The organism is Sphingopyxis panaciterrae (genome assembly GCF_011762125.1).
Lineage (GTDB): Bacteria > Pseudomonadota > Alphaproteobacteria > Sphingomonadales > Sphingomonadaceae > Sphingopyxis > Sphingopyxis panaciterrae.
Map to the genome: position 1 here is coordinate 1 of NZ_JAASQN010000003.1, position 20,968 is coordinate 20,968.

General features: G+C 66.9%; 17 protein-coding genes. 8 read left to right on the plus strand and 9 right to left on the minus strand.

What is annotated here, in order from left to right; all coding sequences use genetic code 11:
• Window positions 1–201 precede the first annotated feature (201 nt).
• On the minus strand, window positions 202–2,232 hold the full coding sequence (locus FHR22_RS11940) for a S9 family peptidase (RefSeq protein ID WP_166943897.1): 2,031 nt from the start codon (window positions 2,230–2,232) through the stop codon (window positions 202–204).
• Window positions 2,233–2,494: 262 nt separating this feature from the next.
• Between FHR22_RS11940 and FHR22_RS11945 the strand changes: the two genes are divergently transcribed.
• The gene (locus FHR22_RS11945) at window positions 2,495–2,836 is read left to right on the plus strand and encodes an Mpo1-like protein (RefSeq protein WP_166942762.1); all 342 of its coding nucleotides are present in this window, start codon (window positions 2,495–2,497) and stop codon (window positions 2,834–2,836) included.
• A gap of 34 nt (window positions 2,837–2,870) precedes the next feature.
• Complete coding sequence (locus FHR22_RS11950; protein WP_166942765.1) at window positions 2,871–3,299, plus strand: OsmC family protein; 429 nt, start codon at window positions 2,871–2,873, stop codon at window positions 3,297–3,299.
• Window positions 3,300–3,525: 226 nt separating this feature from the next.
• Here the strand turns inward: FHR22_RS11950 and FHR22_RS11955 are convergent, their stop codons facing one another.
• From FHR22_RS11955 to FHR22_RS11970, 4 genes are all read right to left on the minus strand, one after another.
• Window positions 3,526–4,110 carry a hypothetical protein gene (locus FHR22_RS11955; protein WP_208417675.1) on the minus strand — a complete coding sequence of 195 codons (585 nt, stop codon included), beginning with the start codon at window positions 4,108–4,110 and terminating at the stop codon, window positions 3,526–3,528.
• Between the two features lie 89 nt (window positions 4,111–4,199).
• A complete protein-coding gene (locus FHR22_RS11960) occupies window positions 4,200–4,748 on the minus strand; it encodes a hypothetical protein (RefSeq protein ID WP_166942771.1) in 549 nt (182 codons plus the stop codon).
• A gap of 84 nt (window positions 4,749–4,832) precedes the next feature.
• Window positions 4,833–5,297 carry a glycine zipper 2TM domain-containing protein gene (locus FHR22_RS11965; RefSeq protein ID WP_166942774.1) on the minus strand — a complete coding sequence of 155 codons (465 nt, stop codon included), beginning with the start codon at window positions 5,295–5,297 and terminating at the stop codon, window positions 4,833–4,835.
• Window positions 5,298–5,416: 119 nt separating this feature from the next.
• A complete protein-coding gene (locus FHR22_RS11970) occupies window positions 5,417–5,884 on the minus strand; it encodes a nuclear transport factor 2 family protein (protein WP_166942778.1) in 468 nt (155 codons plus the stop codon).
• Between the two features lie 131 nt (window positions 5,885–6,015).
• Between FHR22_RS11970 and FHR22_RS11975 the strand changes: the two genes are divergently transcribed.
• Window positions 6,016–6,864: an arylamine N-acetyltransferase family protein gene (locus tag FHR22_RS11975; protein WP_166942782.1), complete on the plus strand. Its 849-nt coding sequence runs from the start codon at window positions 6,016–6,018 to the stop codon at window positions 6,862–6,864.
• Between the two features lie 251 nt (window positions 6,865–7,115).
• Here the strand turns inward: FHR22_RS11975 and FHR22_RS11980 are convergent, their stop codons facing one another.
• The 3 genes from FHR22_RS11980 to FHR22_RS11990 all read right to left on the minus strand — a co-directional run bounded on the left by FHR22_RS11980 (window position 7,116) and on the right by FHR22_RS11990 (window position 9,597).
• The gene (locus FHR22_RS11980; RefSeq protein ID WP_166942786.1) at window positions 7,116–8,018 is read right to left on the minus strand and encodes a hypothetical protein; all 903 of its coding nucleotides are present in this window, start codon (window positions 8,016–8,018) and stop codon (window positions 7,116–7,118) included.
• An 81-nt stretch (window positions 8,019–8,099) separates the two neighbouring features.
• Window positions 8,100–8,936 (minus strand): ThuA domain-containing protein, encoded by an 837-nt coding sequence (locus FHR22_RS11985; protein ID WP_166942789.1) that lies wholly within the window; start codon window positions 8,934–8,936, stop codon window positions 8,100–8,102.
• 190 nt (window positions 8,937–9,126) lie between these two features.
• Complete coding sequence (locus FHR22_RS11990; protein ID WP_166942792.1) at window positions 9,127–9,597, minus strand: Lrp/AsnC family transcriptional regulator; 471 nt, start codon at window positions 9,595–9,597, stop codon at window positions 9,127–9,129.
• Between the two features lie 97 nt (window positions 9,598–9,694).
• Here FHR22_RS11990 and putA point away from each other — a divergent pair, with 97 nt between their 5' ends.
• Window positions 9,695–12,793: a bifunctional proline dehydrogenase/L-glutamate gamma-semialdehyde dehydrogenase PutA gene (gene putA / locus FHR22_RS11995; RefSeq protein ID WP_166942794.1), complete on the plus strand. Its 3,099-nt coding sequence runs from the start codon at window positions 9,695–9,697 to the stop codon at window positions 12,791–12,793.
• Between the two features lie 313 nt (window positions 12,794–13,106).
• Here putA and FHR22_RS12000 read toward each other — a convergent pair whose 3' ends face one another.
• Entirely contained in the window at window positions 13,107–14,045 is a 939-nt protein-coding gene (locus FHR22_RS12000; RefSeq protein WP_166942797.1) for a tetratricopeptide repeat protein, read from the minus strand.
• A gap of 160 nt (window positions 14,046–14,205) precedes the next feature.
• Here FHR22_RS12000 and gdhA point away from each other — a divergent pair, with 160 nt between their 5' ends.
• Genes gdhA through FHR22_RS12020 form a run of 4 tightly spaced genes read left to right on the plus strand, consistent with a single transcriptional unit; the run spans window position 14,206 to window position 20,968 of the window.
• On the plus strand, window positions 14,206–15,561 hold the full coding sequence (gene gdhA, locus FHR22_RS12005) for an NADP-specific glutamate dehydrogenase (RefSeq protein ID WP_166942800.1): 1,356 nt from the start codon (window positions 14,206–14,208) through the stop codon (window positions 15,559–15,561).
• Window positions 15,562–15,621: 60 nt separating this feature from the next.
• Window positions 15,622–17,076 carry a multiheme c-type cytochrome gene (locus tag FHR22_RS12010; RefSeq protein ID WP_166942804.1) on the plus strand — a complete coding sequence of 485 codons (1,455 nt, stop codon included), beginning with the start codon at window positions 15,622–15,624 and terminating at the stop codon, window positions 17,074–17,076.
• Window positions 17,077–17,080: 4 nt separating this feature from the next.
• Complete coding sequence (locus FHR22_RS12015; protein WP_166942807.1) at window positions 17,081–19,057, plus strand: heme-binding protein; 1,977 nt, start codon at window positions 17,081–17,083, stop codon at window positions 19,055–19,057.
• 3 nt (window positions 19,058–19,060) lie between these two features.
• Entirely contained in the window at window positions 19,061–20,968 is a 1,908-nt protein-coding gene (locus FHR22_RS12020; RefSeq protein ID WP_208417677.1) for a hypothetical protein, read from the plus strand.

Below are 20,968 nucleotides of genomic sequence, written 5' to 3' on the forward strand. Positions count from 1 at the left end.
GGCGGTTTTGGGGTGGATTTGAGACATTCCCCTCCCTTTTAGGGAGGGGTTAGGGGTGGGTAGCGAGCGTAGCGAGCCAGAGGCAGAGCGCCGCCTTCGGCGGCTACCCACCCCCGGCCCCTCCCTAAAAGGGAGGGGAGAAGAACGTCAGCTTCCGGCCGTAAGCTGCCGTTCCCGGTGCCTTGTCGCGCCGCGCGCCGTTCATTCGCCCGCCGCCGGCCGGGTCCAGCCTTTGCGATATTTGTCGAACCAGGCGATGATCGCCGCCGCTTTTGCTGCCGATTGCGAAGGCCGCGCGGCGATGCTGCCGTGGCTGGCGCCCGGCACCTTGATCAGCGCGGTGGGGACGCCGCGCAGGCGCAGCGCGGTATAATATTGTTCGGATTCGCTGACCGGAGTGCGATAATCCTCGGCGCCGACGACGACCATGGTCGGGGTTTCGACATTGCCGACCAGCGACAGCGGCGAGCGCGCCCAGAACAGCTCGGGCTTCTCCCACGGCATCGCGCCAAGCCAGTAGCGGCCGAAAAAGGCGGGGCCGTCGGCGGTCAGCGCCTGCGTCGTCCAGTTGATCACCGGCTTTTGGGTGACCGCGGCCTTGAACCGCTTCGTCTTGCCGACGATCCAGCTGGTCAGCACGCCGCCGCCCGAGCCGCCGGTCACGAACAGGGCGTCGGGATCGGCGACGCCGAGTTCGACCGCGCGGTCGACGATGCTCATCAGGTCGAAATAATCATTGCCCGGATAGGCCTTGTCGATCTGGTTCGCGAAGGCTTCGCCATAGCTGGTCGACCCGCGCGGATTGGCCGACAGGACGGCGTAGCCGGCGGCGGCGTAAAGCTGGTTGTCGGTCGCGAAATGCGGGCCATAGGCCGAAAAGGGCCCGCCGTGGATTTCGAGGATCAGCGGCACGCGGCGCCCCTCGCTATAGCCGGGGGGCAGGGTCAGCCAGCCTTCGATCGGCAGACCGTCGTGACTCGACGCGACGCTGATCTTGCGCACCTCGCCAAGCGCCTTCACCTCGCGCAACGAGCGGTTGAGGTCGGTGAGCATGCGCGTCTTGCCGCCGCTCGCCAGCTGCACTTCGGCCGGGCGCGTCGCAGTGCCGCCGGTGAAGGCGATCGCGTCGCCGTCGGATACCGAAAAGCTGCCGCCCGAATAAGGCCGGTCGAGATCGCTGCCCGACAGGCCGCTGGCGACATCGCGGATCGATCCGTCGAGCCCGACGCGCGCGACCCTGGTTTCGCCATGGTCGTCATATTGGGCGTAGACGCCGCCGTTGTCGGCGTCCCACGCGATGGCATCGACGCTATGGTCCCAGTTGCCGGTCAGGACGCGGCGACCCGATCCGTCGCGGTTCATGACATAGAGATTGTTATTCTCATAGGCGCGGCCTTTGTCGTCGAACCCGACATAGGCGATCAGCCGTCCGTCGGGGGACACCAGCGGATTGGCGTCGGGGCCGTCGCGGTCGGTCAGCGCCGTGACCCGGCCGCTGGCGATATCGAGCGCATGGATTTCGCTTTCGACCGGATCGGTTTCCCAGTCGGCCTTGCGGTTCGCGCTGAAGTAGAGCGTCTGTCCGTCGCGCGACCAGCCGAGCGGTCCGCCGTCGTGATAGGGGCCGAAGGTGAGCTGGCGCGGGGCGCCGCCGGTTGCGGAGACGACGAAGATCTTCTCGAACCCCGGTTCGATATAGCCCTGACCATCGGCGCGATAGGTGAGGAGGTCGCGGATTTCGAGCGGCTCCGCCCATTTCGCTCCCTCGGGCTTGTTCGCGGGCGCCGAGCCGAATTTGGGGCCTTCGTCCTTGACCAGCATTGTATAGGCGATCGAGCGGCCGTCGGGCGACCAGGCGATGCTCGACGGGCTGGTCGGAAGGCCGGTCAGCCGCACCGCCTCGCCGCCGTTCATCCAGCGCACCCAGAGTTGCGGGTTGCCGCCGTCGGTCGACGCATAGGCAAGCCGCTTGCCGTCGGGCGACCAGCGCGGCGAGAAGGCGGCGGCGTGCTGGCCCGCGACCGGAACCTCCTCGCCGGTCCGCGTGTCGATCAGCCAGATCGAGCTGACCGCGCGGTCGGACATGATGTCGTTCGCGCGGCGGACATAGGCGATGCGGCTGCCGTCCGGGCTGATCTGCGGATCGGCGGCGGCGGCAAGGTCGAACAGGTCGTCGCCGGTGAAACGATGCTGCGGCCCGGTGCGCGCGCTGCCGACCGCCGCGGCGGACATCGCAGGGGGCGTCGTCGTCGCGGCGGGGGCCGGAGCTGCGGTCGCAGATGGAGCCTCGGGCGGCGCCTGTTCCTGTGCGACCCCGGTGTGCGGGTAGAGCGACAACAGGCCTGCGCCCCATATCGTCAATTTGCTTTTCAAGACCTTATCTCCCCTGTCGCCGGATTACACTGGTCTGCACCGGAGCGCGGACCGCCGTCAATCATCATGGTCGGCGCGCGAAACTTGACCGCGGTGCCGCGCCGCCGCATTCTCGCACCATATGCAGCAGCGCTATGCCAGCTTTGCCGATTTCTGGCCCTTTTACCTGCGCGAACATAGCAAGGTCCGCACGCGGGCGCTGCACTATGCCGGGACGAGCCTGGTCGTGCTGATCGCGCTCGCCGCGATGCTCAGCGGGCGTTGGGGCTGGCTGGCCGCGCTGCCGGTCGCGGGCTATGTCTTTGCCTGGGTTGCGCATTTCGGGGTCGAGAAGAATCGGCCCGCAACCTTCACCTATCCGTTGTGGAGCCTGGCCGCCGACTTTAGAATGTGGGCGTTGTGGCTGACCGGGCGGCTCGGTCCCGAACTCGACAAGGCCGGGGTGGCGCGGCGACTGCCTTGACCCACATGATCCGACATCAACCAAGGAGATAGCCATGATCGTCAATCGCGCATCCGCCCGTTACGAAGGCTTCGGCAAGGAAGGCCGGGGGTCGATCACGACCAAATCGGGGGTGCTCGACCAGCAGCCCTATGGTTTCGGCACGCGGTTCGAGGGGCAGCCGGGGACGAACCCCGAGGAGCTGATCGCGGCGGCGCACGCCGCCTGCTTCACCATGGCGCTGTCGTTCGGCCTCGCGCGCGCAGGCTATTCGGGCGATACGCTCGAGACGAGTGCGGCGGTGACGCTTGAACAGCAGGACGGCGGCTTTGCGATCACCAAGTCGGCGCTGACCTTGACCGGCAAGGTGCCGGGGATCGGCGCCGACGAATTCGCGAAGATCGCCGAGGAAGCCGAAAAAAATTGCCCGGTATCGAAGCTGCTGAACTGCGAGATCACGCTCGAGCATAATCTGGAAAGCTAGGCGGCGCGGACAATTTGAAGCCCGTCGAAACGGCGGACGGGAACGGCGGCTATCATCTGCTTCCCGCCCTCACCCTCGTCATCCCCGGCTTGACCCCGGATCCCGCTTTTTTGAGGGTGCCGGCCGTTTTCGACATCAAGCGGGACCCCGGATCAAGTCCGGGGTGACGATGATGGGATAGGGCAGCAACCGGCCGCAACCGGACATCCGAATTTGTCCACGCGGCCTAGGCGGCGCGGAGCAAAGGTGCGGGCAGTTCGTCGGCCATGAAGGCGAAGCTGCTTTGCACCGGCGGCTCCAGTGACCAGCGCTGCAACACGCGATGGCGCCGGTGGCCGACATGGCTTTCGATGAGGACGAGGTCGCGCGGTGTCCAGTTCCACGCGACCCCGACGGGATCGAATGCGCATTCGCCATAGCCGAGCGTGATGTGGGGGCGGAGCCCGGACTTGCGATGCATCGGGTCGATGTCCTGCGTCGCGAGGCGGGCGACGATCGCCGCATAGGTCTCGCGGATCGCGCCGGTGCTGCCGGCGGTCACGAGTTCGGCGCCGGCACCGCGCGAGACGATGCGGCCAAAGGGAATCGCGCTCGCCGCCGGCAGGCCGTGCTCGAACGCCTTGGCGACCTTGCCGCGCAGGAACGGCTGCTGCTCCATCGTTTCGGCGATGGTGCAGAGCGTCAGATGATAGAGCTGGGGCTTGAGGCCCGCGAACAGGTCGCCCGGAACCGGCGGCAGCTGGCGGGCCAGCCAGCCGGCGCGGTCGGCGGTCACCTGAAAGCCCAGGAAATAGCGGAACATCGGGTCCATCATTCATCCTCCGAATCGGATAATGTTCCCATTATGTTCCTATCGGGTGCGAGAGTCGAATCGCGAGCGAGGACCGCACTGCAACGCGGTCAGCTCTTTTCGGACGCGCAGTCGCCCTTGCGCTTTTCTTCCGTACCGCCGGCGAGGAACCAGCGCGATTCATCGACCATTGCGGGGTCGTTCAGATAGCAGACGTCGGTGGCGCCGGTCGCCGGATCGACAAGGATCATCCACTGATGCTCGCCGCACTTGTGCTGCTGGCACGACCAGGCCGCGACCTTGCCGCCGATCATCTCGATCGGTGCGGAGGGGCCTTGGGTGGTGGTGATCGCGGTGCGGACGCGCGCATCGGTCACCGTCGCCGCGATGCCCGCCTTGACGAGCGGATGATCGCTGAAGGCAACTCCGCCGACCTTGTCGAAAGGATATTTGCCGACATAGGCGTTGAGGTCGGGGGCTTTGAGGTCGGGCGCCGCGGGTGCCGTTTTCGGCGCCGCGGCTTTGGCCGCGGCGGCCGGCGGCTCCGCGTTGTCGCCGGACGTCGCGGCAGCGTCGACCGGGGCGCCGTTGCAGGCCGCCAGTGCCAGCAGCGCGGCACCGAAAACGGCGGTGGGCAAGCGGCGGTCGCGAAGGGTCATGGCTATCTCCTGGATTCCGGATTACGCCATGATAGCGTCGCGCCCGGATCAGTCCATGCCCCTTTCGCGTGCCTTTTCCGCTGCCTAGCGGCAGCGCACGCCGTCTTTTTCCTTGCTGCCGCCGCGGTCGATCGCGCGGCCCGCGACCGCGCCGCCGACCGCGCCGAGCACGGTGCCGAGCGTCTTCGAATCGCCCGGGGCGATGACGTTGCCGGCGATCCCGCCGATGACGCCGCCGACGACCAGGCCGGTCGAACCGTCGCTGCGGCGGCAGTAATATTGGCCGTTGCGGCCGCGATAGACGCGGTCGTTGTTCGACAGGCGGCGTTCCTTGTAGCGGCGGTCGCTGCGATAATAATCGTCGGCATAATAGCCGCCGCGGCGCGGATCGGGCCGGTCATAATCATAGCGGCCGTTCTGGTCGTAATAGCCGCGGTCATAATAGCCGTAGCCGCCGTCGTCATAGGCGCTGCCATAGCTGCCGGTCGAAGCGCAGCCGCCGGCGAGCATCGTCGCGGCAGCGAGGGGGGCGAGCATCAGTCGGTTCATGGCTTCACTCCTTGTAAGAGCCGGCAAAGGCCGGCGTGCCGGCCGGGTGTGGCGCGGCATGCGGGGAAGCATAGGGAATAGACCCGCGAGACCGTCGCAGGTTCCGCCCGGGAGCAAGCTTAGCGCGCGGCGGCGCCGTCTTTCGCGGGCGGCAGTCGCGTCACCTGGATATGGACGGCCTGCCAGCCGTGCGCGCGGCGGCGGAAAACATCGGTGAAGCGGATGCGCGTGCGGAAGGGCTGCCCCGCCGAACGCCCCGACAGCATGGCGTCGGCGCTGGCGAGCCCCGCATCGCGGCCGAGCGGGACGATGATGCGGTCGCCGAGCGTGACGGGGTCATATTGCTCGTCCGGGCCGGTCCAGCCGGCGATGAATTCACGCTTGCCGTGGCGGGCGCCGTCGCCGTCGATGAAGACGAGGTCGTCGGCGACCATGCGTTCGAGCGCGGCGCCGTCCTTGGCGATCTGCGCGGCATCAAAGGCGTCGGCGAAGGCGGTCAGGTCGGCGGGGGCCGCCTGCGGCGCATCGGCCGCCGCGATCGCGAGCGGCGCGGCAAGGGCCAGAAATATGGTGGCTTTCCTATCCATCATCATCCTTTCGTCGGAGCCGATCATAGCAGGGGCGGCGCCCCCGGCAATCGCCATCACATCGCGCTTGATCTCCACTGCGGTTGAGCTTTCATAAGGTGCGGCAGATGATTCGCGACCGGAGAAACCCCATGCCGTACGACACCCATCCTGCCGCCGCGTCGAACATCGATCTGCCGCGCTATCTGGCGCGGATCGGCTATGACGGACCGCTCGCGCCGACGCTGGATGTGCTCGCCGCGCTCCAGGCCGCGCATATCGCGGCGATCCCGTTCGAGGCGATCGACGTGCTGACCGGCGCGGGGATCGATATCGGGGCGCAGGCGGTCGATGCCAAGCTGATCGGCGCGCGGCGCGGCGGTTATTGCTTCGAACAGAATGGACTGTTCCTGCGCGTGCTGCAAGCGATCGGCTTTGCCGCCGAAGGCCTGCTCGCGCGGGTGCGCTGGATGCTCGCCGACGATGCGCCGCCGACGCCGCGGACGCATATGGTCGTGCGGGTGACGCTGGCCGGCCGGTCGTGGCTCGCCGATGTCGGGTTCGGCGCCGCGGTCCCGCCCGCGCCGCTGGCGTTCGTCAGCGCGGCGCCGCAGGAAACGCGGCACGAAACCTATCGCATCGCGCGGCGCGGCGGCGAATGGCAGCTCGCGGCGCTGATCGAGGGCGAATGGCGCGCGCTCTATGTCATCGACGACGCGGCGCCGCCCGCGATCGATTATATGGTGGGCAATTGGTACACCGCGACGCACCCGGATTCGCATTTCCGCCACCAGCTGATCGCGGCCCGGACGACCGCCGAGGCGCGTTACGGGCTGCGCGACAACCGGCTGTCGATCCGCTTCGCCGACGGGCGCACCGAACGCCGTTATCTGAGCGCCGACGAGATCGAGGCGGCGCTGGGGTCGATTTTCCTGCTGCCGGTACGGCCGGATTGGCGCACGGCGATCGAGCGCGCGGCGGTCGCGGAGATTGCGGCCTAGGGTTCGAGGCGTTTCAAACGAGCGCGGATGACGGCTTTGGGGTGGGGAGCTGCCATGAGCTCCACTCACCTTCGTCATCCCGGGCTTGACCCGGGATCCCGCTTTTTTCGGCTGAGCGCTTCCTGGTTTCAAGCGGGACCCCGGATCAAGTCCGGGGTGACGACGAAGGGAACGGCAGCTTCCGGCCGATAACGGCCAATCGCGTCTTGCATGGATGCCATCGTCCGCCGCCTCCCGAACACCGGCGGCGCTCAATCCTCTCTCGGCGCCGCATGTTCGAGGTCGCGGAGCATCGTTTTGCCGATTTCGGCGCGTTGCTGCGGGGCGAAGCGGTCGGCGCTGATCGCATTATAGCCGCGCAGATAGGCGAGGTCCCAATGGGTGAGGGTGAGCGGGACTTCGCTGCCCATCGGCGCGTCGAGCACGGTCAGGATCGTCGGCGCGTCGGATTTCTTCAGCCGGTCGGGATCGGCGCGGGTGAAGGCGCGCATCGCGGCATAGTCGCCGACCTGCGTCGTGGTGAGCCCGGCAAGCGCGCGATATTCGATCACCACGACTGAGGCGACGATGATCGGCCGCGTCGTCGGACTGATTCGCGACGGCGTGTCGGTGATGCCGAGGATGCGATAGCCGCGCTGGTCGTTCATCGACACCGACACGCCATTGCGGTCGACGACATCCTGCAGATACCAGGCAACCGTCGGTCCGGGGCGTTTGGCCAGTTCGACGGGACGTTCTTCGTTGCCGGTGAAATAGGCGGGATGCGCGCGCAGCAGTTCGCGCACCAGTTCCTGTTTGTCGCGCGCGAAGATCACCAGCGCGTTCGGGCGGCAGCCGGGAACCGCGAGGCGGATCTGCGCCGATGCCGCGACGCGGCGCATCCGTGCCGTCACCGCGTCATCCTGCGCGCCGGTCAGCCCGACCGCGGCGGGGCAGACGGCGTCGCGGTCGAAACGCGCGACCGGCTTGATCCCCTGCGTATCGGTAAGATCGCGGACGAAAGCGCGGACTTGCCGCTCGCGCTGGTCGCGGTCGCTCTCGCCGATCACGATAATGTCGGATTTTTCGGGTTTGTCGGGCGCAGGCGGCTTGTCCTGCGCCATCGCGCCGACCGCGCAGGAAAGCGCCAGAGCGAGGATCGTCAGCGAACGCATGTCCATTTCTCCCGTGCGGGATGGAGGATCATGGCAGTTTAGGCGCGGCGGCCGGATACGCAAGCGGCGGGGTCGCCCCCGTCATCGCCCGTCGCAACCGTTCCCTTCGGCGCGCGCCGCCCAGCCCATCGCACCGTCGACGAGTTTCAGATGCGCGGGGTCCGACCATGCCTCGGCCTGGTGGCCCAGGGCCGAATAGAAGATGCGCGCGCGGCCTTCGCAGCGCCACCAGACCAGGGCATGCCCCGCCCCCATGCGATATTTCGGGTCGAGCCGCAGGCTGTCTTCGTCGAGCCGGACGAGGATGTGCGCGTCGGCGGCGGGCGGGGCGTCCCAGCTGTAATATTCGTCGGTCCAGCGCCAGCGGGGCGGCAGATGGCGCGTCGCGGGGTGGGTGCGGTCGAGCAGGACGACGTCGGCCGCCTGAAACTGGTCGGCACCGCCCGGGTGGCCGGTGAAATTGCCATTGCCGCGCATCTGCACGAACCAGCCCGGATGGCTGCCGTCGCCCGCGCTGTGGAGGCCGACGAAGCCGCCCCCCTTGGCGATCCAGGCCTGAAACGCGGCGCGCTGGTCGGGGGTATAGATATCGCCGCTGGCGTTGGCGAAGACGATGACGTCGAATTTGGCGAGTTGGGCGCGATTGAACACCGCGGCGTTTTCGGTCGCGAAGCTGCTCCAGCCGCGCGCTTTCGCCAGCTTTTCGATCGCGGACACCGCCTCGGCAATGCTGTCGTGGCGATAGCCGTTGGTCTTGCTGACGATCAGCACCGCGGGGCGGGTGAGGCCGGGCAGCGCGGGCGGGGCATTGTCGAAGGCCGGCGCGGGGCGCCGCGGGTCGGGGGACGATGGCGGAGCGGCGGACTGGGCGGCGACAGCCAGCAGCAGCGCGGCGGTCAGTGGGGCAGCGATCATCATCGGGTCTCCCTGTTCCTTTCTTCTTGCTACTGACACCGGTATCTTTTGCAAGTGCCGCAACCAGTGATGTGGAAGCCTATCGGGACGAAAATCTGTTGTGCTGCCGGCGCGGCCTCATCGCGGCTGTCATCCGGAAAGCGGCATCAATCGATGATCGGCGAGATCGGGACGGGGCGCCTTGCACATGCTTTCAGCGCGCCGATTCCAATATTGTTTCCATCGCGACGAAGGTCGAGGTGCTCGCGACATGCGGCAGGCTCGAAATCTTCTCGCCGAGCACGATGCGGTAGCGGCGGATGTCGGGGGTGCGCACCTTGAGCAGATAATCGAAGCTGCTCGCGATCATGTGGCATTCCTCGACTTCGGGAATCTGGCGGACGGCGGTGTTGAATTGCCGCAGCGCCTCCTCGCGCGTGTCCGACAGCTTGACCTCGGTGAAGGCGACATGATCGAGCCCGACCTTGGCCGGATCGACGATCGCGCGGAAGCCGATGATCAGCCCGCTTTGCTGCAGGCGTTTCACGCGCTGCTGGCACGGCGTTTTCGACAGGCCGACGCGCTGGGCAAGCTCGGTGAAGGTGATGCGGCCGTTTTGGCCGAGAATGGCGAGAATCTTGCGATCAAACTCATCCAGATGGACTGTTATCTTGTCAGATTTCATATATTCTGCCTAAAACGGAACATAAAATAGGTCAAATCATAATCTTTCTGGCGAATATGAAGGAAGATTGCCTAAGCGCCATGCGCTATCATGCGCCATGACCCAGATCGCCTCTGATCGCGCCGCGCTGCGCGCCCTCGCCCGCCGCTCCGAATCCGAAATCGTCGCCGACCTGCGCGCGGCGCTCGCGACATCGTCCGCCAGCGTGGCGGCGGTAACGCAGCGCGGGCTGACGATCATCCGCCGCGCCAAGGCCGAGGGGGAGCGCGAGACGCTCGTCGCGCAGCTGATGAACCGCTACCGCCTGTCGACCGAGGAGGGCGTGGTGCTGATGTGCCTCGCCGAGGCGCTGCTGCGCGTGCCCGACAATGCGACCGCCAATGCGCTGATCCGCGACAAGATCGCGGGGCGCCACTGGAAGGACGGCGAGGATGAGGACAGCCCGCTGATCGTCGCCTTGTCGGCGCGCGGCCTGTCGCTCGGCTCGGCGACGCTGATGCTGGGCGCGATGGGCAGCAAGGCGAATCCGCTGGGCCTCCTGAAATCGATGATCCGCCGTTCGGGCGAGCCGGTGATCCGGCAGGCGGCGCTCGCGGCGATGAAGCTGCTCGGCCAGCAGTTCGTGATGGGCGAGACGATCGACGCCGCGGTCAAGCGCGCCGACAAGGAAAAATCCGAACTCGCGAGCTTCGACATGCTCGGCGAAGCGGCGCGCACCGCCGAGGATGCGCGGCGTTATTACGACAGCTATGCAGGCGCCATCGCGCGCATCGGCAAGGCCGCGAAGCCCGGCGATCCGCATGCCAACCACGGCATTTCGATCAAATTGTCGGCGCTGCATCCGCGCTATGAATATCTGCAACCGGCGCGCGTGCAGGGCGAACTGATCCCGGCGGTGATCGAACTTGCGCAGGCGGCGCGCGCGGTGAACATTCCGCTGATGATCGATGCCGAGGAAAGCGACCGGCTCGAACCGCATATGGATGTGTTCGCGGCGCTGATCGATGCGGGGGTCGCCGATGGCTGGACCGGGCTTGGCATCGTGATCCAGGCGTATCAGAAGCGGGCGCCGGCGGTGATCGCATGGCTCGCGGCGAAGGCGCGCGCACGCGGCGTCAAGCTGTCGATGCGCCTCGTCAAGGGCGCCTATTGGGATACCGAGATCAAGCGCGCGCAGATGCTGGGGCTCGATGATTTCCCGGTCTTTACCGCGAAGCTCCACACCGATCTCAATTACCTGCGCTGTGCGCAATTGCTGCGCGAATGCCAGGATTGCATCTATCCGGCGTTCGCCAGCCATAATGCGATGACGCTGGCGTTCGTGTCCGAACTGTTCGCGGGCGCCGATTACGAGTTGCAACGGCTGCACGGGATGGGCGAAGGCGCACATGATGCCCTCGTCGCGCTGTTTCCGCCGCCGCGCCCGGTGCGCGTCTATGCGCCGGTCGGCACGCACCGCGACCTGCTCGCCTATCTTGTCCGCCGCTTGCTCGAAAATGGCGCGAACTCCAGCTTCGTGCACCAATTCTCCGATCCCGACGTCACCGCCGAGGAACTGGCGGTCGACCCGCGCGCCGTCGCGAGCGCCACGGCGTCGAAGATCGCGACCGGCATCCAGCTGTTCGACCCCGTCCGGCGCAATTCGCGCGGCTATGACCTTGGCGAACCCGGCGTGCCCGAAGCGCTGGCGGCGGCGATCGCCAAGGCGCGGCGCGGCGACCGCGTCGCGGCGCCGATTGTCGGTGGCAGCGCGCGGAGCGGCACGGCCGAACCCGTGCGCAATCCCGCGACCGGCGCCGTCGCCGGCCAGGTAATCGAGGCCGATGCCGCCGCGATCGCCGACGCTGTTTCCGCGGCGCGCGCGGCGCAGGACGACTGGAGCCTCGCTGGCGGCGCCTTCCGCGCCGAGCGGCTGGAGCGCGCCGCCGACCTGCTCGAGGAACGCGATGCGCTGTTCCTTGGCCTTGCGATCGACGAGGCGGGCAAGACGCTGATCGATGCGATCGCCGAGGTGCGCGAGGCGATCGATTTCCTGCGCTATTATGCGGGTCAGGCGCGCGCCGACTTCACCTATCCGGTCGCGCTCCCCGGCCCGACGGGCGAGCGCAACGAGCTGATCCTCGAAGGCAAGGGTGTCTTCACCTGCATCAGCCCGTGGAACTTCCCGCTCGCCATTTTCCTGGGGCAGGTGTCGGCGGCGCTCGCGGCTGGCAATGCCGTGCTCGCCAAGCCCGCCGAGCAGACGCCGCTGATCGCCCATGCCGCCGTCGAACTGCTGCTCGAAGCCGGGATCCCCGGTGACGTGCTGGCATTCCTGCCCGGCCGCGGCGAGACGGTCGGCGCGGCGCTGACCGGCCATGCCGATGTCATCGGTGTCGCCTTCACCGGATCGACCGAGGTCGCGCGCGCGATCAACCGCGGACTTGCCCAGCGCGACGGCCCGATCGCGACGCTGATCGCCGAAACCGGCGGGGCCAATGCGATGATCGTCGATTCGACCGCGCTGCCCGAACAGGTCGCGCGCGACGCCGTCGCCAGTGCCTTCCAGTCGGCGGGGCAGCGCTGTTCGGCGCTGCGCCTGCTCTGCGTGCAGGAAGATGTCGCCGAAGGAATGATCGACATGGTCGCGGGCGCGATGGCCGAACTGAATGTCGGCGATCCGGCGCTGCTGTCGACCGACGTCGGCCCGATCATCGACGACGAGGCGCAGGCGAATATTGCCGCCTATGTCGCCGAGGCGCGCGCCGCGGGCCGGGTGATCGCCGAGGCGGGGCGGACGAACTTGCCCGCCGACGGCCATTTCGTGCCGCCGGTGCTGATCCGCCTCGAGTCGGTCACCGACCTCAAGCGCGAGATTTTCGGCCCCGTGCTGCATGTCGCGACGTGGAAGGGCGGCGAGCTCGACCAGCTGATCGATGCGATCAACGCCTCGGGCTATGGCCTCACGCTGGGTGTCCACACGCGTATCGACGGCGTCGCGGCGCATGTCGCGGCGCGGGCGCAGGTCGGCAACGTCTATGTGAACCGCAACCAGATCGGCGCGATCGTCGGGTCGCAGCCCTTCGGCGGGCGCGGCCTGTCGGGAACCGGCCCCAAGGCGGGCGGCCCGCATTATCTGCACCGCTTCGCGGAGGAAAAGACGATCAGCACCGATATCACCGCGGCGGGCGGCAATGCGGCATTGATGGCGGGATAGACGGAAATCCGCCGGTTGTGCCGGTAGGAATCCAAGACCACGAGGCCCGATACAGAGTGGACGGCTGTCCCGGGCGATACGTCCGAAAGCGTCCCGCGGCTTTTGCCGCGGCGACCCTTGATTATGGTTCCCCCCGCAGCGAGGCGAACATATCTTTTGCGGCGCGATGTGCAACGGATTTCGGCGGCAAAGCGACGAAATCGGTGTAAAATTCGGCGCGGCGGCCCTTGCGGGCGCCGCCTCGCGCGGTATCGCGGTGCCGGCGGCGGTTCTTGCCGGGCCGATCGGGCATTTCGGCGGCGATTCGGCGGGGTTACGCCCCCGGGACACCCAGCAATTGCGCCTGCGCCTTCAGCCGCCCCGCCGCGGCAGGGTTGGCGGCGATGCCATCTTTCAGCGCCTGCGCCGCCTTTGCCGATTCGCCCAGCGTCATGCGGCTGCGCATCAGCATGATCCAGCGGTCGACATCGGCGGGATTAGCCTTCAGCTTCGCTTCCAGCCCGCTCACCATGCCCTCGATCATCTGGTCCTGCTGGCCCTTGGGAAGCTGCGACGCGGCTTCCATGTCGGCGCGGCTCGGGCCGGGAATCGCGCGCGCGGCGACGGGCATTTCGTCGGGTTTCAGCGCCCGGGCCTGCGTGTTCGCGAGCCGCACGCCGACATCGATCTTGTGGATCGCCGCGACCTGTTCGATCGTGCGGCGCAGGTCGGTCTCCCACGGCGCGCCCTGCGGCGTGTCGGCGAGCAGCGCGAACCAGTCGTCGATCGCGCCCTTGTGGTCGCCGCCGATGTCTTTCTTCACCGCCATGAAATAGCGGGCGCGCGGATCCTTGGCGTCGAGCGCGATCGCCTTTTCGAACGCCGCGAGCGCCTGCGGCGGCATCGGGTCGCGGCTGCTCGCCATGACCCGCGCTTCGCCGAGCGCCGACCACAGGCCGGCCGATTCGGGGCTGATTGCCACCGCTTTTTCATAGGCGGCGGCGGCACCGGGAAAATCTTCGAGATCGAAGCGCGCCGCGCCGAGCGCGGTCCACGCCTCGGCGCTGTCCGGATCGCGCTTCGCCCGTGCTTCGAGCGCGGCAAGCTGATCCGGCGGCGCGGCGGTGGACCCGGCGGCCGGACCGGGCGTGGCGGGCGCGGAATCGCGCCAGACGGCATAGCCGACCGCCGCCGCCAGCAGGATGAATGCGGCGATCAGGATCGCCCGGTTGGGGCCCGTCATCCTTCGGCCGATCTTGTTGCTCTCGCTCATTTTTGCCCCTCTTTTTCATAACAAGGAAAAATGCCGCCTGTGCGCGCAGTCATATTGCCTTTGCTTGGCGATGGTGTAGCCTCGATCGGGCAAGGTCGGTCAACGACAAAATCGTCAACGGGTCGCACCGGCTTTCCCAGTCATCAGGGGAGGGGTGCAAATGGCAGTTTCAGATCACGTCGATTTTCCGACGTTCATGGAGGGTGTGAAAAAGCGCAACCCGGGGCAGCCCGAGTTTGCGCAGGCGGTACAGGAAGTCGCCGAAGACATCTTCGACTTCATCAAGGACAAGGAAGACTATCATGCGCAGCAGATCTTGCGGCGCATCGCCGAACCCGACCGGGTGGTGTCTTTCCGTGTGTGCTGGGAGGATGACAACGGCAATATCCGTGTCCAGCGCGGCTGGCGCGTCCAGAACAACAATGCCATCGGCCCGTACAAGGGCGGCATTCGTTTCCACCCGAGCGTCACCGAAAGCGTCCTCAAATTCCTGGCGTTCGAACAGACGTTCAAGAACGCGCTGACCGGGCTGCCGATGGGCGGCGGCAAGGGCGGATCGAACTTCAACCCCAAGGGCAAGAGCGTGCGCGAGATCATGCGCTTCTGCCAGAGCTTCATGACCGAACTCTATCGCCACATCGGCGCCGACATCGACGTGCCGGCGGGCGACATCGGCGTCGGCGGGCGCGAGATCGGCTTCATGTTCGGCCAGTACAAGCGGATCACCAACGAGTTTACCGGGGTGCTCACCGGCAAGGGGCTCGAATGGGGCGGCTCGCTGATCCGCACCGAGGCGACGGGTTATGGCGCGGTCTATTTCCTTGCGAACATGCTCGCGGCGAAGGGCCAGGACCTGACCGGCAAGACCGCGGTCATTTCGGGATCGGGTAATGTCGCGACGCATGCCGCCGAAAAGATCGTCCAGCTTGGCGGCAAGGTGCTGACGCTCTCCGATTCGGGTGGTTTCATTCATGACCCCGACGGCATCACGCAGGAAAAGATCGACTGGGTGAAAGCGCACAAGACGCATCGGCGCGGCCGGATCGAGGAATATTGCGACGAGTATAAGGGCGCGAGTTTCACCGCGGGCAAGACGCCGTGGGGCGTGAAGTGCGACGTCGCGCTGCCGTGTGCGACACAGAATGAACTGCTTGGCGACGATGCGAAGACGCTGGTCGCGAATGGCTGTATCGCGGTCAGCGAAGGCGCCAACATGCCGACGAACCTCGACGGGGTGCATGTCTTCAAACATGCGAAGATCATGTTCGCGCCGGGCAAGGCGGCGAATGCCGGCGGGGTCGCGGTGTCGGGGCTGGAGATGAGCCAGAACAGCGGCCGCCGCAGCTGGAGCGAGGGCGAGCTGCAGCAGATGCTGAAGGACATCATGGACGGCATCCACACGCGCTGCCTGACCTATGGCGATCAGGGCGGCGGCTATGTCGACTATGTGAAGGGCGCCAATATCGCGGGCTTCAAGAAAGTCGCCGATGCGATGCTGGCGTTCGGGGTGGTTTAGGTTAGTAGAGTTGCGGGCCAAGGCGCAAAAGCGCCGAGCCGGGGTAAAGGGGTACTGCGGATGACGACGGACGCGGGTTCAGGGCGCGGCGATCGGCCTTGGGTGGCATTTGCCGCCCTCGCGGCGATGCTGTTCGCGCTCGCGGTGGCCGCCGTCGCCGCCGCACCACCCGCGCGCTCGCAAGGCGAAAGCGGCGGACGCTACACCGGCGTCGCATCCTGCGCCGGATCGACCTGCCACGGCCGCATGGAAGGCGACGGCACCGTCGTCCGCCAGGATGAATTGATGCGCTGGCAGGAGCCTTCGACCCCCGGCGGCGCGCATAGCCGCGCGTGGGCGGTGCTGAGCAATAGCCGCAGCCAGTTCATTGCGCGCAATCTGCGCATCGGCGACCCGGCGACGGCGCCGATGTGCCTTGGCTGCCACAGCACCGCCGGCGCGATCGCGGCCGGGGGTGCGAAGCGCGGCACGGTGCCGGTCGAGGATGGCGTCGGTTGCGAATCGTGCCACGGCCCGGCGGCCGGCTGGATCGCCAGCCATTACGCCGGGGTCGGCACCTACGCCGATCCCGACGCCGAAATGCGCCAGAAGCATCTCGCCAACCTGTCGGCGGGGCTGAAGAAGCTCGAAGATCCCGTCGTCCGCGCGGGGGTGTGCGTCGATTGCCATTTCGGTTCGGCTGGCGAAGGCCAGTTCGTCACCCACCGCATCATGGCGGCGGGGCATCCGCGGATCAGCTTCGAACTCGACCTCTTCTCCTCGTTGCAGGCGCATCACCAGGAGGACGGTGATTATGGCTGGCGCAAGTTCGGCGCCGCGGCGGGCCGCACCGACCATGTCCAGATGTGGGCGGTGGGGCAGGCGACCGCGCTCGAACGTAGCCTGTCGCTGTTCCAGTCGCGGCGCGGCACCGAGGGCATGTTCCCCGAATTCTACTTCCTCGACTGTCACAGCTGCCACCGCCGCATCTATGACCAAGCGAAGCCGGTGAAGACGAGCATGGACAATGTCGGGCGGCAGATTCCCGAGGGCATGCCGCCCTATAATGACGAGAATCTGATCATGCTCGCCGCCGCGGCGCGCATGGCTTCGCCGGCGCTCGCCGACCAGCTCGCCGCACGCACCGCGGCATTCCACAAGGCGATGGCGACCGACCGCGCGAGCGCGGTGAGCGCGGCGGCGCAGTTGTCGCAGACGGTGGCGGCGCTCAAGAGTGCCTTTGCGTCGCGCGGCTTTTCGGGGACCGATGCCTTTGCGATGGTCGATGCGATCGCGGCGAAGGCGATCAATGATCGCTTCACCGATTATTCGGGCTCGCAGCAGGCGGTGATGGGGGTCGATACCTTGCTCAATGCGATGGTGTCGTCGGGGCGCGTCACGATCGGCGCGGCGGCGGGTATCCGCGGTGACATCGACCGCGCCTATGCCGCGGTGAAGGACCCCAATGCCTATCAGCCCGCCGACTTCCAGGCCTCGCTCGGCAGCGCGGTGCGCTCCATCCGGGCCTTGCGATAGAGATATGAAAACCCGATCCTCCCTGTTCCGCTCGGCAACCTTCGCGGCCATCGGCGCGCTGCTTCTCACTTCGTGCGGCGGTGGCGGGGGTGGCGGTACGCCGACGCCCACGCCGACCCCGACGCCCACGCCAACTCCCACGCCGACCGGCGGGCTCTATACGCCGCCCGCCGCAGAGGCGCTCAGCGTCACCGAGGTGCAGCAGGTCATCGCCAATGCGGTGAGCGAGGCGCAGGCGCGCGGCCTGCCGTCGGTCATCGCGGTGACCGACCGCGTCGGCAATGTCCTCGCCGTTTTCCGGATGAACGGCGCGCGCGCGACCGCGACCACGGCGGCGGCGCCGAACGGCGCCAATATCGACGCGCAAAATGTGCCCTTCAAGGCCGAAGCCGGGGCGATCGCCAAGGCGGTGACCGGCGCCTATCTGTCGAGCGGCGGCAACGCCTTTTCGACCCGCACCGCGAGCCAGATCGTCCAGGAACATTTTCCGCCCGCGCCGACCACCGCCGGCCTTGAAAGCGGGCCGTTGTTCGGGGTGCAGTTCAGCCAGCTTCCGTGCAGCGATTTGAACAGCCGTTTCGGCGCCGCGGGGTCTGCGGCACTGATCGGGCCGAAGCGCTCGCCGCTCGGCCTCGCCGCCGACCCCGGCGGGCTGCCGCTCTACAAGAATGGCGTGCTCGTCGGCGGCATCGGGGTGATGGGCGACGGCGATTACGGCCTCGACACCGATACGCTCGATATCGACAACGATCCCGAAGAATTCATCGCGCTCGCGGGCACGCGCGGGTTCGCGGCGCCGGCGGCGATCACCGCCGACAAGATCACTGTTGACGGGACCAGCCTGCGTTTTTCCGACGCGACCTTCGCCGGGGTGATGAGCGGCGGCGGCGCGAGCTTTGCCAGCATCAACGGCAGCGCGGGCAATCTGGTGGCGGTGACCGGCTATGCCGCAGCCACCGTCATCGCGGGCACCGCCTATGGCAGCGAAGCCTCGGGCATCCGCGCCTCGACCAGCGGCGAGTTTTCGAACCGCGACGCCTTTGTCCTCACCAACGGCAGCGGCACCAATCGCTACCCGATCCGGGCCGGAACCGACGGCGCGACGAACAGCGCACCGTTGACAGAGGCCGAAGCGCGCGCGGTGCTGGAGGAAGCGTTCGCGGTGATGAGCCGCGCCCGCGCGCAAATCCGCCGTCCGCTCGACAGCCGCGCGCAGGTGACGATCAGCGTCGTCGACACGCAGGGGGCGGTGCTCGGCATCGTCCGGTCGCCCGACGCGCCGATTTTCGGCACCGACGTCAGCTTGCAGAAAGCGCGCACCGCCGCCTTCTTCTCGGGCGCGCAGGCGGGGGCGGAACTCAGCGCCAACGCCAGCGCCGACGTCCGCCAGTTCGTGCCCGCGACGCGGACCTTTTTGAATGATTCGACGGCGCTGACCGGCAAGATCGCTTTCGCCGACCGGTCGGGCGGCAATCTGTCGCGGCCCTATTTTCCCGACGGCGAGCTCGGGCGGCCGCATGGGCCGCTGTCGCGTCCGATCGCGCAGTTCAATCCCTTTTCGACCGGTCTGCAATCGGCGCTGGTCATCGGCAATATCGGCGCGCATCTGGGCTTTGTCGGCGGCACCAGCGGGGCCGACACACCGGCGCGCTGCACAACCCTGCCCGACGTCGCGGCGGGACAGAACCGGCTGCAGAACGGCATCCAGATCTTCCCGGGATCGGTCCCCATCTATCGCGGCGACAAGCTCGTCGGCGCGATCGGCGTGTCGGGCGACGGCATCGACCAGGACGATATGATCAGCTTCCTGGGCGCGCACAACGGCGGCGCGCGCGTCGGCGGCATCGGCAATGCGCCGAAGCCGATCCGCGCCGACACGATCGTCGTCAATGTCGGCGCCGGGGTTCGCCTGCGCTATATCAGCTGCCCCTTCGCGCCCTTCCTCGACACGGCGCAGCAAAATGTCTGCGACGGGTTATAGGCGATGATGGCGGGGGGCAGCCTTTGGCCGATCATCGCGAGCCTCGCGGCGCAGGCTGCGCCGGGCGGTGCCGCCGAGCCCGCGCCCGCGCCGCCGCCTGCGGCCGAGGAGCCCGCGCTCGATGACCTGACCCCGCCGCCGCCGCCGGTCGACTGGCAGGAGATGATGGACGATGATCTGGTCACCCAGATCCTCGAAGGGCGCCGCCGCCCCGGTTATCAGCCCGACCTGCCCGACCAGCTGACCCAGGACAATGTCGGCGCGCTGCGCCCGCCGCCTCCGCAAGCTTTCCCGGGGATCGAGGACCAGCTTCCCGTCCCCGACCGCTGGAGGCTGATCGAATCGCTGGGCGTGGTCAAGGAACGCTGGTTCGACCCCTATCACCAGAATACGCTGAAGGGTGACCGGCCGATCAACCGCAGCAAGGTGCCGTGGTTGCCGATCAAGGGCGACGACTGGTTTTTCGTCGCCAATCTGGTGTCGGATTCGGTGTTCGAACCGCGCACCTTCCCGATCCCGGTCGGGGTCCAGACGACCGAGCGCCCGGGCAGCCTCGACGTGTTCGGCAAGAACCGCAGCTTCGTCGCCGCGCAGACCTTCATCGCGGGCTTTGCGCTGATCAAGGGATCGACCGCGTTCAAGCCGCCCGATGTCGAATATCGGCTGACGCTCGCCTATCAGGCCAATTATGTCGACGTGCCCGAACGGCGCGTGCTCGACGTGCGCCCGTCGAAGGCGAGCCATCGCTTCGATCATTTCATCGGGGTGCAGGAAGCCTTTATCGACAAGCATCTCGGCAACACGTCCGATCGCTTCGATTTCTATTCGATCCGCGTCGGCATCCAGCCGTTCCAGAGCGACTTTCGCGGTTTCCTGTTCAACGACAGCCAGCTTGGCGTCCGCCTGTTCGGCAACCGCGACAACAACCGCTTCCAATATAATCTCGCGGCCTTCTGGCGGCTCGAAAAGGATACCAACAGCGGGCTCAACGACATCACCCAGACGCCGCGCGACGATTTCATCTTCACCGGCAATCTCTATCGCCAGGATTTCCCGTTCGTCGGGCTGACCAGCCAGGTCAGCGTGACCTATAATATGAACCGCGAAAAGAACGACATCCAGATCGATCATAATGGCTTCCCGGTGCGCCCCGCGCTGCTCGGCGACCTGCGCGGGCGCGAATATGATGTCGTCTATCTCGGCTACAGCGCCGACGGGCGGATCGGGCGGATCAACCTGACCGCGAGTTTCTATGCGGCGCTCGGCGAGGACCGGAACAGCTTCTTCACCAGCAAACCGGCGCAGATCCGCGCCGGCTTCGGTGCGGTGGAACTGAGCTATGATCATGACTGGATGCGCTTCCGCCTGTCGGGGCTTTATGCGACCGGCGATCGCGACCCGTATAACAATACCGAGGGCGGCTTCGACGCGATCTTCGAAAATCCGATCTTCGGCGGCGCCGACACCAGCTACTGGATTCGCCAGACGATCCCGTTCGCGGGCGGCGGGCGCGTCATTTCGATCAGCGGCCGCAACGGCCTGCTCAACTCGCTGCGCTCGTCGAAGGAAGAGGGGCAGTCGAATTTCAACAATCCGGGCACCGTCTTCGTCGGGATCGGCGGCGATTTCGACCTGACCCCCGAATTTCGCGTCAGCACCAATTTCAACCATCTGTGGTTCGCCGACACGTCGAGCCTGCAGGTGCTGCGCAGCGAGGGATCGATCCCGAAGGACATCGGCTTCGACCTGTCGGTCGCGACGATCTGGCGGCCCAAGGCGACGCAGAATATCGTCGGCCGCCTCAGCGCCGCGGTGCTGCTGCCGGGCAAAGGGTTCAAGGATTTGTTCGAAAACAAGCAGCGCGACGACGCCTATCTGTCGATCCTCGCCAATGTGATCGTGAGTTTCTAG